The organism is Pseudomonas botevensis, assembly GCF_019145475.1.
GTDB lineage: Bacteria > Pseudomonadota > Gammaproteobacteria > Pseudomonadales > Pseudomonadaceae > Aquipseudomonas > Aquipseudomonas botevensis.
This window is the reverse complement of the sequence record NZ_JAHTKI010000009.1, coordinates 261,349-275,345: the sequence shown is the minus strand read 5'-3', so window position 1 is coordinate 275,345 and position 13,997 is coordinate 261,349. Positions and strand designations below refer to the sequence as shown.

General features: G+C 58.0%; 16 protein-coding genes. 4 read left to right on the top strand and 12 right to left on the bottom strand.

Annotated features, from left to right (window positions below; genetic code table 11):
• Nucleotides 1–6: 6 nt before the first annotated feature.
• Together infC and thrS are read right to left on the bottom strand one after the other, a co-directional pair.
• The gene (gene infC / locus KVQ74_RS14380; RefSeq protein ID WP_217831760.1) at nt 7–558 is read right to left on the bottom strand and encodes a translation initiation factor IF-3; all 552 of its coding nucleotides are present in this window, start codon (nt 556–558) and stop codon (nt 7–9) included.
• The gene (thrS, locus tag KVQ74_RS14375) at nt 558–2,480 is read right to left on the bottom strand and encodes a threonine--tRNA ligase (RefSeq protein ID WP_217831740.1); all 1,923 of its coding nucleotides are present in this window, start codon (nt 2,478–2,480) and stop codon (nt 558–560) included. The genes infC and thrS overlap by 1 nt, the downstream gene beginning before the upstream one ends.
• A 380-nt stretch (nt 2,481–2,860) precedes the next feature.
• On the opposite strand from thrS, the gene KVQ74_RS14370 reads away from it, so the two are divergent.
• Nucleotides 2,861–3,160, top strand: coding sequence for a hypothetical protein (locus KVQ74_RS14370; protein WP_217831739.1), 300 nt, complete (start codon nt 2,861–2,863; stop codon nt 3,158–3,160).
• Between the two features lie 292 nt (nt 3,161–3,452).
• Entirely contained in the window at nt 3,453–3,665 is a 213-nt protein-coding gene (locus tag KVQ74_RS14365; RefSeq protein WP_007956027.1) for a cold-shock protein, read from the top strand.
• Nucleotides 3,666–3,735: 70 nt separating this feature from the next.
• On the opposite strand, the gene KVQ74_RS14360 is transcribed toward KVQ74_RS14365, so the two are convergent.
• Together KVQ74_RS14360 and KVQ74_RS14355 are read right to left on the bottom strand one after the other, a co-directional pair.
• Complete coding sequence (locus tag KVQ74_RS14360; protein ID WP_217831738.1) at nt 3,736–4,053, bottom strand: I78 family peptidase inhibitor; 318 nt, start codon at nt 4,051–4,053, stop codon at nt 3,736–3,738.
• Between the two features lie 162 nt (nt 4,054–4,215).
• Nucleotides 4,216–4,521: a hypothetical protein gene (locus tag KVQ74_RS14355; RefSeq protein WP_217831737.1), complete on the bottom strand. Its 306-nt coding sequence runs from the start codon at nt 4,519–4,521 to the stop codon at nt 4,216–4,218.
• A 131-nt stretch (nt 4,522–4,652) separates the two neighbouring features.
• On the opposite strand from KVQ74_RS14355, the gene KVQ74_RS14350 reads away from it, so the two are divergent.
• Nucleotides 4,653–4,865: a hypothetical protein gene (locus KVQ74_RS14350; RefSeq protein ID WP_217831736.1), complete on the top strand. Its 213-nt coding sequence runs from the start codon at nt 4,653–4,655 to the stop codon at nt 4,863–4,865.
• A 35-nt stretch (nt 4,866–4,900) separates the two neighbouring features.
• Here KVQ74_RS14350 and KVQ74_RS14345 read toward each other — a convergent pair whose 3' ends face one another.
• The 8 genes from KVQ74_RS14345 to KVQ74_RS14310 form a co-directional block, all read right to left on the bottom strand.
• On the bottom strand, nt 4,901–5,929 hold the full coding sequence (locus KVQ74_RS14345; protein WP_217831735.1) for a nucleoside hydrolase: 1,029 nt from the start codon (nt 5,927–5,929) through the stop codon (nt 4,901–4,903).
• Nucleotides 5,930–5,972: 43 nt separating this feature from the next.
• Entirely contained in the window at nt 5,973–6,377 is a 405-nt protein-coding gene (gene rbsD / locus KVQ74_RS14340; RefSeq protein WP_217831734.1) for a D-ribose pyranase, read from the bottom strand.
• Nucleotides 6,374–7,291 carry a ribokinase gene (rbsK, locus tag KVQ74_RS14335; protein ID WP_217831733.1) on the bottom strand — a complete coding sequence of 306 codons (918 nt, stop codon included), beginning with the start codon at nt 7,289–7,291 and terminating at the stop codon, nt 6,374–6,376. Before rbsK ends, rbsD begins: the two co-directional genes overlap by 4 nt.
• Nucleotides 7,292–7,315: 24 nt before the next feature.
• The gene (locus KVQ74_RS14330) at nt 7,316–8,335 is read right to left on the bottom strand and encodes a LacI family DNA-binding transcriptional regulator (protein WP_217831732.1); all 1,020 of its coding nucleotides are present in this window, start codon (nt 8,333–8,335) and stop codon (nt 7,316–7,318) included.
• Nucleotides 8,336–8,338: 3 nt separating this feature from the next.
• Nucleotides 8,339–9,316 carry an ABC transporter permease gene (locus KVQ74_RS14325; protein WP_217831731.1) on the bottom strand — a complete coding sequence of 326 codons (978 nt, stop codon included), beginning with the start codon at nt 9,314–9,316 and terminating at the stop codon, nt 8,339–8,341.
• A complete protein-coding gene (locus KVQ74_RS14320) occupies nt 9,313–10,866 on the bottom strand; it encodes a sugar ABC transporter ATP-binding protein (RefSeq protein WP_217831730.1) in 1,554 nt (517 codons plus the stop codon). The genes KVQ74_RS14325 and KVQ74_RS14320 overlap by 4 nt, the downstream gene beginning before the upstream one ends.
• A gap of 56 nt (nt 10,867–10,922) precedes the next feature.
• The gene (locus KVQ74_RS14315; RefSeq protein ID WP_217831729.1) at nt 10,923–11,879 is read right to left on the bottom strand and encodes a sugar ABC transporter substrate-binding protein; all 957 of its coding nucleotides are present in this window, start codon (nt 11,877–11,879) and stop codon (nt 10,923–10,925) included.
• Between the two features lie 198 nt (nt 11,880–12,077).
• Nucleotides 12,078–12,530 carry a hypothetical protein gene (locus KVQ74_RS14310; RefSeq protein ID WP_217831728.1) on the bottom strand — a complete coding sequence of 151 codons (453 nt, stop codon included), beginning with the start codon at nt 12,528–12,530 and terminating at the stop codon, nt 12,078–12,080.
• Between the two features lie 337 nt (nt 12,531–12,867).
• Between KVQ74_RS14310 and KVQ74_RS14305 the strand changes: the two genes are divergently transcribed.
• Nucleotides 12,868–13,956, top strand: a complete 1,089-nt coding sequence (locus KVQ74_RS14305) for an asparaginase (protein ID WP_217831727.1) — start codon at nt 12,868–12,870, stop codon at nt 13,954–13,956.
• Nucleotides 13,957–13,997 lie beyond the last annotated feature (41 nt).

Genomic DNA, 13,997 nt, shown 5'->3' with positions numbered 1-13,997 from the left:
TGTTGATTACTTCTTCTTTTTCGGGGCGATGACCATGATCAGCTGGCGTCCTTCCATCTTAGGATGCTGTTCGACCGAACCGTACTCTTGCAGGTCAGCTTCAACCCGCTTGAGGAGTTCCATCCCCAGCTCCTGGTGGGCCATCTCACGGCCGCGGAATCGCAAGGATACCTTGGCCCTGTCCCCGTCACTCAGGAAACGTACCAGGTTGCGTAGTTTTACCTGGTAATCCCCTTCCTCCGTCCCTGGACGAAACTTGATTTCTTTTACCTGAATCTGCTTCTGGTTTTTCTTCGCCGCTGCAATCTGCTTCTTCTTTTCGAAGATCGATTTGCCGTAGTCCATCACTCGGCAAACCGGTGGGACTGCGTCGGCGGAAATTTCTACCAGATCAAGCTTGGCTTCTTCAGCAATACGAAGCGCTTCATCAATCGAGACGATGCCAATCTGCTCGCCGTCAGCGCCAATTAACCGAACCTCGCGTGCCGAGATATTCTCGTTGATCGGGGCTTTCGGTGCAGTTCGTTTATCTTGTCTCATTTCACGCTTAATAATAATTACTCCGAATCTTGGCGACCACGCCGGGAAACCGCTTGCGCGAGGAACTCAGTGAACTGGGAGACGGGCATCGAGCCCAGGTCAGCACCTTCACGAGTACGCACAGCGACAGTCTGCGTCTCGACTTCCTTATCTCCGATAACCAAAAGATAGGGAACCTTGAGCAAGGTATGCTCGCGGATTTTAAAGCCGATCTTTTCATTTCTCAAGTCAGACTTGGCACGAAACCCGCTTTCGTTGAGAGTTTTTTCGACCTGAGCGACAAAATCTGCCTGTTTATCAGTGATATTCATGACCACTGCCTGGGTTGGCGCCAGCCAAGCAGGGAATGCACCTTCGTAGTGCTCGATCAGAATCCCGACGAAACGCTCGAAGGAACCGAGGATCGCCCGGTGCAACATCACAGGATGCTTGCGGCTGTTGTCTTCGGAGACGTATTCGGCGCCGAGACGGATAGGCAGGTTGAAATCGAGCTGCAGGGTACCACACTGCCACACACGACCGAGGCAATCTTTCAGCGAGAACTCGATCTTCGGACCGTAGAAAGCACCCTCGCCCGGCTGCAGATCGTACGGAAGGCCCGCGCTATCAAGGGCGGCGGCCAGTGCAGCCTCGGCGCGATCCCAGAGTTCGTCGGAACCCACGCGTTTTTCCGGACGAGTGGACAGCTTCATCTCGATGTCCTTGAAGCCGAAATCGGCGTAGACATCCAGCGTCAGCTTGATAAACGCAGCGGATTCGGCCTGCATCTGCTCTTCGGTGCAGAAGATATGGGCATCGTCCTGAGTGAACGCGCGCACGCGCATGATCCCGTGCAGAGCACCCGACGGCTCGTTACGGTGGCAGGCACCGAACTCGGCCAGACGCATCGGCAACTCGCGGTAGCTCTTCAGACCCTGATTGAACACCTGCACGTGGCACGGGCAGTTCATCGGCTTGATGGCGTAGTCGCGGCTTTCCGACTCGGTGGTGAACATGTTGTCGGCGTAGTTGGCCCAGTGCCCGGACTTTTCCCACAGGCTACGGTCAACGACTTGCGGCGTCTTGATCTCAAGGTAGCCGTTGTCACGCTGAACCTTGCGCATGTACTGCTCGAGTACCTGATACAACGTCCAGCCGTTCGGGTGCCAGAACACCATGCCCGGCGCTTCTTCCTGGGTATGGAACAGGCCCAGACGCTTGCCGATCTTGCGGTGATCGCGCTTTTCCGCTTCTTCGATGCGCTGGATGTAGGCAGCCAATTGCTTCTTGTCAGCCCAGGCCGTGCCATAAACGCGCTGCAGTTGCTCGTTCTTGGCATCGCCGCGCCAGTAAGCACCGGACAGCTTGGTCAGCTTGAAGGATTTCAGGAAACGCGTGTTCGGCACGTGCGGACCGCGGCACATGTCGACGTATTCTTCGTGATAGTACAGGCCCATGGCCTGTTCGTTCGGCATGTCCTCGACCAGGCGCAGCTTGTAGTCTTCGCCACGGGCCTTGAACACTTCAATCACTTCGGCGCGCGGAGTGACCTTCTTGATGACATCGTAATCCTTGTCGATCAGCTGCTGCATGCGCTGTTCGATGGCGGCCATGTCGTCCGGAGTGAAAGGACGCTCATAGGCGATGTCGTAATAGAAACCTTCGTCGATGACCGGACCGATGACCATTTTGGCCGTCGGGTACAGCTGCTTGACCGCGTGGCCAACCAGGTGAGCGCAAGAGTGGCGAATGATCTCCAGCCCCTCTTCATCCTTTGGCGTGATGATTTGCAGCGTCGCGTCGCTGTCGATGATGTCGCAGGCGTCGACCAGTTGGCCATTGACCTTGCCGGCCACGGTGGCCTTCGCCAGTCCCGCGCCGATGGATGCGGCGACCTCGGCTACGGAAACCGGGTGATCGAATGAACGTTGACTGCCGTCGGGAAGAGTAATAGTTGGCATGGCGCCTCCTCTCCTAGTGGTGACCCCTACCAAAGGTCACGTGGGTTGGGATGAGCCAGTACAAGATCCGGTCCAGGCCATTCAATGACGAACGCCTGCCTTACAGCGGCAGGAGCCTTGCGGCCAACCGGGAACCGAACCAGAGTGACTGGGATTCAAACAGAGTATTCGAACGCTGCCGCTACCGGAACTGAAGGTCACCGGAGCCTGCAAACGCCCGAGGCAGGCATGCTAGCACAGATGGCCGGCCATTAAAGCGAACGAGTCGCGCCTGACTCGATTTGCGCACTATTCACGGCATCCGGTGAACTTGAGATGTACGTCTAACCTCAAATGGGCTGAGAATTGCCACGAACCACCCAACCAAGGAGTCTCCAGATATGCGCCTTATCCGACTTTTCGCTTTCGCGGCCCCGCTGGCCATGCTGCTGCCACTGAGCGCGCACGCTGCGTGGCCTGCCGGCGTAAAAGAGCAGTACATGAACGATTGCACAAAAGCCGCCAGCCAAAGCGTCAACCCGACCGTGGCCAAGCAACATTGCACCTGCGGCGCCGACGTTCTGGAGAAAAAATTCACGACCCAGGAAATCGCCCAACTGATGGACAAGAACACACCACCCAGCGGCGAACTGGGCCAGCGCGCATTGAAAGAAATCTCGGTTTGCCGGGTTCAGAAATAAGGTCAAGCGATAGGGTTTTCGAGCTGCCAGCGGTCAGAAAAGCGCGAAAAAGCTTGTTAAACCGATAATTTACGCAGCTTTTATAGCTTTTTTTACGCCCTCCTTTCTCGGCTGAAAGCCTTTGAAACCGGGGCTTTCAGCCATTTCAGCCACTGAGATGACTGCAATATGAAAGCAAACAGTGCCGCCGGGGGGCTACCAAAGCGAACATTTCGACTATGATACCCCGGTGTGCCCAGTTGGCCTGAGCAGCACAGTACTACTGAAAATATATGTTTCTTGGAGATACACCATGTCTAATCGCCAAACCGGCACCGTTAAATGGTTCAACGATGAAAAAGGCTTCGGCTTCATCACTCCTCAAGGTGGCGGTGACGACCTGTTCGTACACTTCAAAGCTATCGAAACTGACGGTTTCAAAAGCCTGAAAGAAGGCCAGACCGTTTCCTTCGTGGCTGAGAAAGGCCAAAAGGGTATGCAAGCTGCACAAGTTCGCCCAGAGTAATCTCCCGGCGCACTAAAAAAACCCCGTCCATGTGACGGGGTTTTTTATGCCTGATCAAACGCTTTGCAGATCAGCCGCAGTTGACGCGGGTGACGACCAGATTGTTATCGGTGTTCAGATTCAGCCGATCAGAGCGGTATTCCAGGGTAATCATGTCGTTGGGCTTGAGGAATCGGGCGTTTTGCGCACCGGCACGGGAACGTGCCTGCTCCAGCAGCTCCGGTGACGCCTTTTTACCGATGGTGAACTCTGCTGCCTGAGCCTCACAGCGGCTATGACCGGATTCGGTCGCCACAGGAGCGCTGGCCGGTTCGCTGGATGTTGTATTGCAGCCAGCCAACATGGCCATAGCCATAACAGTACCCAGTGACGCGAGCTTCCAAGGCATGAAGCCTCCTTCTTTCAATAGTTAAGCTGAGATCGTGCGACCGCCAATCCGGCGTTTGGTTTCACGACAGGCGCAGCCCCCTGCCCCACGATCGGAAAAACGCCGAGTTTGCCTGAGCTACGTCCGATGCCTCACCACAGAATCGTCACTGAATATTAATGCTCAGTAGACATCGATGTAGTCATACAGCGGATTGGGCCAGTTTTCCTTGAGCGCATTGAAAATCTGCATGACCCAGACTTCATCGCTGGCCGCGACATTTCCCACATACCCCGAGCCCTTGGCCCAGGTTTCCAGGCGAAACAGCAGACCGTCAATGTCCTGGCCACCCGTGACACCGGAAGAAATATAGGCAATCCCCGCCTTCGTCACACGTAACTGGGTGTGCATGTCGTCACTGGCCGACGCCAGCAGTTGACGCACGCTTTCAAGCGTCAGGCCATCGGGAGAGTTCAAATCAATCTGCACAAGTCAGTCCTGGATCAAGCCGGAAAAGACCAAGTGTCGCATAGCGTTGCATTCATGCCTAAGTCGCAGTGTCAAATGACCGACAAAGTGGTTAACTCAGGATTCCGAATTTCCGATCCTCGAGCCCCATCATGAGCACCGTAAGCATTACCGCCGATATCAAGGCTGTCTGGCCACAGGGACATAGCTCATACAGCCCGGGCAGCCCGGAAGAATTGGCGTTGATCAGCATTGATCTGCTGGTCAGGACGCTCGGCACACAAGGCGCGCAATCATTCATCGCGCAGGTGTTCGAGAAGTATCCGGGCGACTACACCGGCGCCTCGGATATCGAGCGGGAGTGAGAGAACCCGCAGGCTGAAACCTGCGGGTTTGTAGCTTACTTCAAGCGTTTCAGGCGCTCGGTCAGCAGATCGAAGAATCCCTGGGCATCGCCGTTTTCCACCCAAAAGGCATTCTTCGGCGCCTTGAGGCCGTCATACCAGTCGACAATGGTTTGACCGAAAGTCGGACCTTCGCGGCTATCCACCACCACATTCACCGAACGACCGGTGAACAGCTCAGGCTTGAGCAGATAGGCCACGACCGTGGCGTCATGTACCGGGCCGCCCGGAATGCCGTAGTGCTCCATGTCCCCTTTGATGTACTCATTGAGGATGTCGCCGACAATCTTGCTCGCATTGTTGTTAAGCGCCGCGATCTGCTTCAGGCGCGCATCGCTGGTGAGGATCTTGTGGGTCACGTCCAGCGGCAGATACGTCATCTTGACGCCACTCTTGAGCACCACTTCGGCCGCCTGAGGGTCGGCATACAGGTTGAACTCAGCCACCGGAGTGATGTTGCCCCCATTGAAGTGCGCCCCGCCCATGACCACTACTTCCTTGATGCCCTGGACGATTTCCGGCTCCTGGATCAGCGCCAGCGCCAGGTTGGTCTGCGGCCCGAGCATGGCGATGGTGATGCTGTGCGGCTTGGCGCTCTTGAGCGTATCGATCAGGTAGTTGACCGCATTGCCCTGTGCCAGGCCTTTTTTCGGCTCATGCACCGTGACACCCGACAGGCCTTCCTTGCCATGGATGTTCTCGGCGTAGATCGGCGTGCGCATCAGCGGTTTTGGAGCGCCAGCGTAGACCGGCACGTCCTCGCGCCCTGCCCACTCGCGCGCCAGACGCGCGTTGCGCGACGTCTTGTCGAGGCGCACATTACCGGCCACGGTGGTCAACGCCCGAATATTCAACTCTTCAGGCGAAGCGAGAGCAAACAGCAGTGCAACTACATCATCGGCGCCCGGGTCGGTATCGATGATCAGGTCGATCTTCTCTGCCGCCTGGGCGCCAGTTGCGGTTATCAATGACAAAAGCAGCAGACTCCGGATCAGTTGGTGCATTTTCTGAGCATAGCGGTGCATGGCGCATTCCTTGTGCTGGTGAAAAATAGGGTCGATGCCCCCGTTAAAACGTTACCCCGGCTACCAGAACGATGTTGCAGTACGGCTGACATTCGCCTGTACGAACTATCGCTCGCGCCTGCCGGCTGAGAACCTTGAATTGCTCATGACTGAGCAGATCACGCCGCCCGATTGCCCCCTCATCGTTCAACGCATCCAGCGCTGTCAGTGCTGTCGGTTGCTTATCGAGGATTTCCTTGGCCAGCGCATGGCTTTCCACCTGCATCTCGCTGAGCACAACCTTGAGGGTACTGACGAAATCCGGAATTCCGTGAGTGAGTGCCAGGTCGATCAATTCGACACCTGGAGGCACCGGCAGGCCGGCGTCGCCGATCACCACCATGTCGCCATGCCCGAGGGATGCGATAAGCCGCGACAGCGCGACGTTGAGCAAAGGAGTCTTTTTCATGCGGATTTGAAACCCTGTACGTCGGACAAAACAGGAATGGACGGCTGGGCACCGGCCCGGGTGACGGACAATGCCGCAGCGACCTGTCCGAAACGAATGGCTTCGGACTCGGCCTTCCCGGAGGCCAGCGCCGCAGCAAAACCACCCACGAAGGTGTCTCCGGCCGCCGTGGTATCGACAGCCTTCACGGTCGGTGCCTGACAATGTTCGAAACCGGTGCCATTGGCGAACAGCGAGCCCTGTGCCCCCAGGGTGATGATCACCTTGCCGGCACCCATGGCAATCAGATGGCTGGCAGCGCACTCTGCCGTCGCCAGCGAATCCACCGGCAAACCGCTCAACGCGGCCGCTTCGCTTTCATTGGGAATCAGATAATCGATCGACGAGTACCAATCCGCAGGCAGCGGGCGACTGGCGGGCGCCGGATTGAGGATCATGATCTTGCCCAGTTCACGGCCGCGCTTGAGCGCATACCCCACGGTGGCATCAGGGATTTCGAGCTGGCAGATGATCACGTCCGCTGCCTGCAGTACCGCATCGAAGCGATCGATGACCGCCGGCGTCATTGCGCCGTTGGCCCCGGCAACGATCACGATCGCGTTCTGACTGTTGTCGTCGACCACGATCAGCGCCACGCCACTGGAGTCCTCGACAGTGGTGACCGCCTGACAATCGATGCCCTCGGCCAGCAGTGCGTCGCGCAACTGCACGCCGTATGCATCGTTGCCGACACAACCCACCATCGCCACTTGCGCACCAAGACGCGCCGCAGCGACAGCCTGATTGGCGCCCTTGCCACCGGACACCGTGGCGAACGAGTGACCGATCAGCGTTTCCCCACCGTTTGGCAGACGAGGCGCACGGGTCACCAGATCCATGTTCAGGCTGCCTATTACCACTACATTTGCTGGCATACATCGCTACTCATAAATTCGGTTTCAGCGGTACTCGGTAAACACACCCGCCAGTGGCGCGGTCGACTCTCGCAAGACAATGCTCGGGGTGACGATCCGCTGATCGGTGGTCAAGGCCGGCGTGGCAATCCTTTTCAGCAAGACTTCCGCAGCCATCTCGCCCAGTTGCAGGATCGACTGGCCCACGGTGGTCAGCGCCGGGTACACATAACGGCTCATCTGGATATCGTCGAAGCCGATCACCGACAGCTCGGCAGGAACGCGCACATTGCGCTCGGCGGCCGCACGCAGCACACCGATGCCGATCATGTCGTTACCGGCAAAAATCGCGCTTGGCGGATTGTTCTCAAGCAACAGCGACGCCGCGTTGTAGCCACCGGTACTGGTAAAGTCGCTTTCCAGCATCCGCGCCGCTGGCACTTCGACGCCTGCCTCCTTCAGTGCCCGGCGAAACCCGGCCAGACGCATTTGCGCCACGCTGGTACTGGCCGGACCACCAATGGTGGCGATATCGCGATGCCCCAGCTCCAGCAGATGCCGGGTAGCAAGATAAGCACCGTATTCGTGATCGATGCGCACCAGATCCGCATCGACACCTTCCAGCCCACGGTCGACGATCACCATTGGCGTTTTCACACCGGCCAGGCCTTCCGCCAGACCACTGTCGCCACCCGCCGATGCGACGATCAAGCCGTCGATACGCTTCTCCAGCAGCACTCGCAGATAGCTGCGCTGCTTTTCCGGGTTGTCATCGGAATTGCAGAGGATCACGCAATAGCCATTACGCTCGCAGTAATCCTCGATACCCCGCGCCAACTCGGCGAAGTACGGGTTGAGGCTATTGGGCACCAGCAGCCCGATGGTCGCGGTGGTCTTGGCCTTCAATGACCGGGCGACGGCACTCGGCACGTAGTCGAGACTCTTGATTGCCGCCTCCACCTTGAGCCGCACTTGCGCGCTGACCGGTCGGGTCTTGTTCACCACATGGGACACGGTCGTGTAGGAAATCCCCGCGAGCGCCGCCACATCTTTGATCGTTGCCATGTCTCAGCCCCGTCGGCTTGCGCGTTGACTACGATACGTATCCAGCACCACCGCGATGACAATCACCGCTCCCGTGATGATGCGCTTGGTTGGCTCGGTCGCGCCAATCTGCGCCAGACCGGCCGCCAGCACGGAGATGATCAGCACCCCGAAGAAGGTACTGATTACCGACCCACGCCCGCCCATCAGGCTGGTGCCACCGATCACCACTGCCGCAATCACTTGCAGCTCCAGACCGGAGCCGGCATTCGGATCGGCGGCTTCCAGACGGGAAATCTGAAACAGCGCCGCAATCCCCGCCAGCAAGCCCATCAGGCTGAAGACCAGAATTTTGTAGGGCTTGGGATTGATCCCCGCCAGGCGTACCGCTTCTTCGTTGGTGCCGATACCGATCAGATAGCGACCGAACACCGTCCGGGTCAATACCGCTTGAGCGATGAAAATCACCAGCAAGGCGATGATGAACGACGGCGAAATGCCGAAGGCGATCGGGTTCGACAACCAGGCGAACGAATCACCGATATAGGCGGTACGCGACCCCGTCATCTGATACGCCAGACCGCGCGCCATTTCCAGCACACCGAGGGACACGATGAACGACGGAATACGCCAGGCAACCGTGATCGAACCGGTGACAGTACCTGCCAGGGCAGCCACTGCCATCCCCAGCAATGCCGCTGGCAGCACGCTCCAGCCCCAGCCGAGAATCGCCACGCTGACCGTCGAAGCGGCGAGCGCCAGCACCGAGCCAACCGACAGGTCGATACCACCGATGATCAGCACGAAGGTCATGCCCACGGCCAGCACCATCAGATCGGGAATCTGGTTGGCCAGGGTACTGAAGGTGTTATAGGACAGAAAATGGCTGCTCATCACCGAGAACAGCGCGACCATCGCCAGCAAGGCTCCGGCCAGGCCCAGATAGGTGCCCATGCCGTAAAAGTTGCCACTACGTTTGCCGGCGGAAGTTGCAGTTTTCATGGGAGATCCCTAGGCGCTGCTTCGTTGAGCAACGCATCACGTTTTTGGTAGCCGGCGAACGCGGCGGCAAGCAAATCATCCTGGGTCCAGGTGTCACGCTCGAAGGTGTCGATCAGCCTTCCCGCCGACAGCACTCCGATCCGGTCGCAGATCAGCATCAGCTCGCGCAAGTCGCTGGAGACCACCACCAGGGCTTTCCCCTGCCGGGTCAGTTCGCCCAGCAAGGCATAGATATCGAATTTGGCACCGACATCGATACCACGGGTCGGCTCATCGAACAGCAGCACCGAACAATCACGCTCCAGCCAGCGACCGATCACGACCTTCTGCTGGTTACCGCCCGACAGCTCGGAAACCAGTTGAGTCGGACTCGAACTGCGGATGCGCATGGCATCAATCTGCCGCTGCGCGAGCGCAATCTCGTCGCCGCTGTTGACGAAACCACCGCTGGAAATTTCCGGCATGTTGCCCAAGGCGATGTTGGCGCTGATCGACTGACTGAGCAGCAGGCCTTCACCCTTGCGGTCTTCGGTAATCAACGCAATACCGTTGCGCACCGCATCGACCGGCGAGCGAATGCTCACCACCCGAGCCGGCGAGCCGAGCGCCACCGTGCCGCCGTCGGCGACATCCGCACCGAAGATCAAGCGCAGCAGCTCGGTGCGCCCCGCGCCGATCAGTCCGGAAATACCGAATATTTCACCGGCACGGACTTCGAAAGAGACGTCTCGCACTTTATCGGAACGGCTCAACCCGTTGACCGTCAGGGCCGGAGCACCGATCTTGCGCGGCCCCATGTCGATGTGCTCGCCCAACTCGCGCCCGACCATCAGGGTCACCAGTTGTTCGCTGTTGTAATTGGCCATCGGCTCGACGCAAACCAGATTGCCGTCACGCAGCACGGCAATCCGCTGGGCGACTCGCGCCAGCTCTTCGAGACGGTGGGAGATGTAGATGATCGCCACGCCACGCGCCTGCAACCGGGTGATCTGCTCGAACAGCATTTCCACTTCGCGAGCCGTGAGCATCGCGGTGGGTTCGTCGAGGATCAGCACATGGCAATCGCCGATCAGGTTGCGGGCGATTTCGACCATTTGCTGATGACCGATGCCCAACTCGCCGACCAGGGTATCCGGGTCGATGGCATCCAGCCCGACCTGAGCCATCGCCTCGATGGCAGCCTTGCGCAGTTGCTTGCGACTGATCCAGCCGCCATTGCTTGGCAAATTGTCGAGAAACAGGTTTTCCGCCACCGACAGGGTCGGCAACAGATTGAGTTCCTGCATGACCATGCGCACGCCGAGCTCTTCGGCCTGGGTGCGACTGCCCGGGCGATAGTCCTTGCCCTGGAATTGCATCTGGCCCGTGGTGGGCGTCACCAGGCCGCCGATGATTTTCGACAGGGTGCTTTTACCCGCGCCATTCTCACCGGTCAGCGCCAGCACTTCACCGCGCATCAGCGTCAGATCGATGCCTGCAAGCACTGGCTGCGCATAAGTCTTGCCGATACCGCTGACCGAGAGGACAGCGTTCGGGGCGGAAACTGACATAAAAACTCTCCATGCGCCCGCCCGGACGGGCGAGCGCCATTGTGTTGCCAGAAGACTTATTGGGTAACCAGTTCAACCGGCGTTTCGATCACGCCGTTGGCACCGCTGTCGACTTTCTCGCCCTTGATGATTTTCAGCGCGGTCTGGATGCCGAACACCGCCTGCTTGGCGGCGAACTGGTCTGCGGTGGCCAGCACACGACCGTCCTTGAGCATTGGCTTGATGGCGTTGATGTTGTCGTAACCGACCACCTTCACCTGGCCGGCCTTGCCAGCGGCACGCACAGCGGAAACGGCACCGACGGCCATGCTGTCGTTACCGGCCAGCAAAGCCTTGATTTCCGGGTATTCGCTCAGCATCGAGGAGGCAACCTGATTGCCTTTGTTGATTTCCCAGTCACCGGACTGCAGCGACACGACCTTGATTTGCGCCGCCTCCATCGCGTCCTTGAAACCGGCCGTACGGGCCTGGGCATTGGTCGTGGTGGAGACCCCTTCAATGATGCCAACTTCATCCCCGGCCTTCAGTTGCTTGGCCAGGTATTCGCCGACCAGACGCGCACCCTTGCGGTTGTCCGGGCCTACGAACGGAACGTTGATGTTTTTGCTTTTGACGACTTGCGGATCAAGCTGATTGTCGATGTTGATCACGGTGATACCGGCATCCACCGCTTTCTTGATGACCGGCACCATGGCCTTGGAGTCGGCCGGCGCGATCACCAGAGCGTCGACCTTGGACACGATCATTTGCTCGACGATACGAATCTGGTTCGCGGTGTCGGTCTCGTCCTTGATGCCGTTGGAGATCAGGTCGAAATCAGCGGAGTGTTCTTTCTGATAGGCCTTCGCGCCGTCTTCCATGGTCAGGAAGAATTCGTTGGCCAGGGACTTCATGACCAGTGCGACTTTGGGTTTTTCAGGGGATTCGGCGAAAGCCGAAGAGACAGGCAGTGCGGCGGACGCGGCAGCCAGCATAGCGACAGCGAGAAGACGTCCAGCGAATGGCAGCTTCATGGGTTCACTCCGATCTTATGATTATTGTGAGCAACGCTTGCACTGGCATAAGCTGCACCACTTGCGTCAATGGATAGACCACCACGAAAGCCGCGCAAACGTTTGCGTAGACCGAACTATGCGAATCCCGCCGACATTTGTCAACGATTGAAAATCTGCTTTTTTCGTAGGGCGATTCCTTGCAGAACCGCCCTTTCATCATGCCGTGGTGTTGATCACCGAACCGCTACCCGCTTCTTTGGCAAGTTCCTTGGCCAGGCTGCCGGCCACAACGGCAAGCGCCGCATTGGTCTGAGCGATCTGTCCCTGAACAGCCGTGACGGCCGTCGTCTTGGCCTCTTCCGTCGGATACTTCGCAGCCTGCGCAGCCGCCAGTTGCTGTTGTTGTTCCTGCAGCTGTTTCTGCAACTCCTTCATGCGCTTGAGCAGCATTTTTACCGTGAGACTCTGGCCGCCTGCCCCACCGCTTTCATCTGCCTTTTCCTCCGGAGCGGCGCCACCGGTTCTGACCTGAGCGGGAGCACCTTCATCCTTATCCTTCGCCTTCTCCGCCGCTTCCTGATCGGCCTTTTTCAGCGCATTGATCGTATCGACAGATCGACCACCGATGGTGACCTTGCCCGGATCCGAAAAACCAATTGTCATCGACATAAAAGCCCCTGAGATGTGTATTCCTTTTCATACAAATCGACCAGAACCTCGATTTCTTTAGAAAGCTGTGGGAATCGCCAATCAATGTCGTGTAGTCCTTTTCGGAGATCCGACCAGGAAAATGCCCCGCGTTCGGATACCCGGATGCGCGGCCCTTTGCAGATGACCTTGCCATGAACAAATCTTGATTTAAATCATAAGGTTAAACATTTCCCTCAAGCACAGTACGTCTGGTACAGATCCTGCTCCCCTCCCGATACCCCAGGCATTCAGATCGGTCGGGGGTGCATCTAGATGAACCTGCATCAGCACCGTCTCACTACTAGAAGAGAAAATAATGAAATCTGCATTCAGTACTTTGCTTCCGGGCGCCATGGCCCTCCTGCTGCTCCTGCCCTCTGCCGCTCAGGCAAAAGAAGTCGAAACCCAGACCAAACTCGCCAACGTCGTCATTCTCGCGACAGGCGGCACCATCGCCGGCGCTGGCGCCAGCGCTGCCAACAGCGCCACTTACCAAGCGGCCAAAGTGGGTGTTGATCAACTGATCGCCGGCATTCCCGAACTGAGCAAGCTGGCCAATGTGCGTGGCGAACAAGTCATGCAGATCGCCTCGGAAAGCATCACCAATGACAACCTGCTGCAACTGGGCCGCCGCGTTGCCGAGCTGGCGGACAGCAAGGATGTCGATGGCATCGTGATCACCCACGGCACCGATACCCTCGAAGAGACTGCCTATTTTCTGAACCTGGTGGAAAAAACCGACAAGCCGATCATTGTTGTCGGCTCCATGCGCCCAGGCACTGCCATGTCCGCAGATGGCATGCTCAATCTGTACAACGCGGTCGCGGTGGCCAGCAGCAAGGAAGCCCACGGCAAAGGCGTACTGGTGACCATGAACGACGAAATCCAGTCCGGTCGCGATGTCAGCAAGATGATCAACATCAAAACCGAAGCGTTCAAAAGTGCCTGGGGCCCCCTGGGCATGGTGGTAGAGGGCAAGTCTTACTGGTTCCGCCTGCCAGCCAAGCGCCACACCATGGACTCGGAGTTCGACATCAAGAACATCAAGAGCCTTCCTGATGTGGAAATCGCCTATTCCTACGGCAATGTCAGTGACACTGCCTACAAGGCACTGGCGCAGTCTGGCGCCAAAGCGATCATTCACGCCGGCACCGGCAATGGCTCGGTTTCCTCTCGCGTAGTTCCGACCCTGCAAGCCCTGCGCAAGGACGGCGTGCAGATCATTCGCTCGTCTCATGTCAATGCCGGCGGTTTTGTTCTGCGCAACGCCGAACAGCCTGACGACAAGTACGATTGGGTCGTCGCCCATGATCTGAACCCGCAAAAAGCCCGCATCCTGGCCATGGTCGCCCTGACCAAAACCAACGACAGCAAAGAACTGCAGCGGATGTTCTGGGAATACTGATTCGCCTCCGCCCGATCCGCTCTTGATCGGGCATCTCCTCA

What these genes read in the sequence shown, in the direction of transcription:
- KVQ74_RS14310 (WP_217831728.1), bottom strand. Translation starts at nt 12,530, where the DNA reads ATGTCGATGACAATTGGTTTTTCGGATCCGGGCAAGGTCACCATCGGT.
- KVQ74_RS14320 (WP_217831730.1), bottom strand. Translation starts at nt 10,866, where the DNA reads ATGTCAGTTTCCGCCCCGAACGCTGTCCTCTCGGTCAGCGGTATCGGC.
- rbsD (WP_217831734.1), bottom strand. Translation starts at nt 6,377, where the DNA reads ATGAAAAAGACTCCTTTGCTCAACGTCGCGCTGTCGCGGCTTATCGCA.
- KVQ74_RS14350 (WP_217831736.1), top strand. Translation starts at nt 4,653, where the DNA reads ATGAGCACCGTAAGCATTACCGCCGATATCAAGGCTGTCTGGCCACAG.
- KVQ74_RS14365 (WP_007956027.1), top strand. Translation starts at nt 3,453, where the DNA reads ATGTCTAATCGCCAAACCGGCACCGTTAAATGGTTCAACGATGAAAAA.
- KVQ74_RS14345 (WP_217831735.1), bottom strand. Translation starts at nt 5,929, where the DNA reads ATGCACCGCTATGCTCAGAAAATGCACCAACTGATCCGGAGTCTGCTG.
- KVQ74_RS14325 (WP_217831731.1), bottom strand. Translation starts at nt 9,316, where the DNA reads ATGAAAACTGCAACTTCCGCCGGCAAACGTAGTGGCAACTTTTACGGC.
- KVQ74_RS14370 (WP_217831739.1), top strand. Translation starts at nt 2,861, where the DNA reads ATGCGCCTTATCCGACTTTTCGCTTTCGCGGCCCCGCTGGCCATGCTG.
- KVQ74_RS14330 (WP_217831732.1), bottom strand. Translation starts at nt 8,335, where the DNA reads ATGGCAACGATCAAAGATGTGGCGGCGCTCGCGGGGATTTCCTACACG.
- thrS (WP_217831740.1), bottom strand. Translation starts at nt 2,480, where the DNA reads ATGCCAACTATTACTCTTCCCGACGGCAGTCAACGTTCATTCGATCAC.
- KVQ74_RS14315 (WP_217831729.1), bottom strand. Translation starts at nt 11,879, where the DNA reads ATGAAGCTGCCATTCGCTGGACGTCTTCTCGCTGTCGCTATGCTGGCT.
- KVQ74_RS14305 (WP_217831727.1), top strand. Translation starts at nt 12,868, where the DNA reads ATGAAATCTGCATTCAGTACTTTGCTTCCGGGCGCCATGGCCCTCCTG.
- KVQ74_RS14360 (WP_217831738.1), bottom strand. Translation starts at nt 4,053, where the DNA reads ATGCCTTGGAAGCTCGCGTCACTGGGTACTGTTATGGCTATGGCCATG.
- rbsK (WP_217831733.1), bottom strand. Translation starts at nt 7,291, where the DNA reads ATGCCAGCAAATGTAGTGGTAATAGGCAGCCTGAACATGGATCTGGTG.